Genomic DNA, 1,451 nt, shown 5'->3' on the forward strand with positions numbered 1-1,451 from the left:
ACGGGACGGTGTATGGGGCGCCGGAGGGGGGAGTGGCGATGATCGCTGTGTCCACGGGGAGTTCTGCGCGCCGGATCCAGTCCACAGTGACGTCAGCGGCACTGTCCGCAACGGTCACGATCAGCGCGGTTTCGGTTCCCCGGCCGATGGTTTCGCGGGTCAGCGTCAGCTCGAAGGGCTCCACGGATTCTTCACCGGTCCATAATTGGTCGCCTTGGCGGACGCCGACCTGGTAGCCCAGGACGCGCCGCAGTTCGGCGCCGACGAGGAACCCGGTGGCTTGGCGCATGTGGCCACCCACCAGGATGCGGTGGCTATCGCCGAGTTGGGCGGGCAGGGTTTTGATGTCGTCGGCGAGTTCGGCCCAGGTGTGCGGTGCTGCTGGCGCGATTCGCGTCCAGTCGGTGTCGCCGGCGAAGCGGTCCACCCAGTCGATGCTGACTGCAGCATGGTCGGCCAGGTGGTCGTGGCTGATAGTGACGATGGAGACGGGCGTCCACGGCGATCCGGCGCGCAGGTCGAGTGCCGTGACCGCGTCGGTGATGTCAGCCAGGGTGAGGCGGCGGTGGCCGGCGATAACCTCTTGCGACACCCAGTCGACGGCCAGATCGATGGCGGTGTCGTCGGATCGTAATCCGTTGGCAGTCATGAGGAGTCCGACCTCGCGGCGCAGCTGTTTGGGTTCGTAGCCGACTTCGAGGTGGAAGTCGGCGAGGAACCGCATCAAGGTGTCTTCGTCGGTGTGGGCGGCGGTGGCCCACGCGGCGCGCGCTTTGCCGCGCGCGGATTGGGGTCCGCCTTGCGCGGCTCGTGGCAAGAGACGCCCGTCTCGCCCATCGAGGTCGCGCATCAGCACGTCGGTGGGGTCGATGGTGCGGTTGGTAGCCAGGTGTAGCTCGACTGGTGTGCCGGTGGCGGTCAGCGACTGGTAAGTGCTGACCATCTTGGCCAGAATGTCCTTCTCGTCGAGCCAGACAAGACCGGCGGGGGTGCTGTGATCGGAGGCGTACTTGACTTGGGTGTAGGAGTTCGGCGGATGTTGTCGGTGCCGCACGACGTCGTCGCCGTTGCCGACTCCGGGTTCTTCGACGCCCACCGCAATGATGGGATTGTTGGTGTTGCGGGCCACGCTGTGGTGCAGCGCTTCCATGCACGCGCGCCAGACGTGCAGCCATTGGTATCGGTCGCCGGCGAGGCGTACGCCGCTTGCGCTGGGCAGGTCATTGGTGGTCATCGGCGCTCCTGTGAGGTGGCGGCGGGTTCGGTGTGTGGTGGTCGGTGGGCCGTGGTGGGAGGTCTCCGGTGAGCACGATGTGACAGGCGCGCGGGGTGCAGTGCACGACGCGGCGCGCGTCGAGGCTGTAGCCGGTACGGGTGCGGCGCACGATGATCTGGGTGGGGTTGGGTGTGCGGGGGTGGGCCACGGAGATGATGGCCAGGGTGGCCAGGTC

General features: G+C 67.2%; 2 protein-coding genes. Both read right to left on the reverse strand.

All coding sequences use genetic code 11. The features are described 5' to 3' along the window. On the reverse strand, positions 1-1,234 hold a 1,234-nt coding region (locus ACQI46_RS25575; protein WP_427096853.1), incomplete at its 3' end, for an SAVED domain-containing protein. Continuing rightward, a partial coding sequence (locus ACQI46_RS25580) for a hypothetical protein (RefSeq protein ID WP_427096854.1) occupies positions 1,221-1,451 on the reverse strand: 231 nt, incomplete at its 5' end. The genes ACQI46_RS25580 and ACQI46_RS25575, both read right to left, overlap by 14 nt.

This window comes from Mycobacterium sp. SMC-4, assembly GCF_050205565.1.
GTDB lineage: Bacteria > Actinomycetota > Actinomycetes > Mycobacteriales > Mycobacteriaceae > Mycobacterium.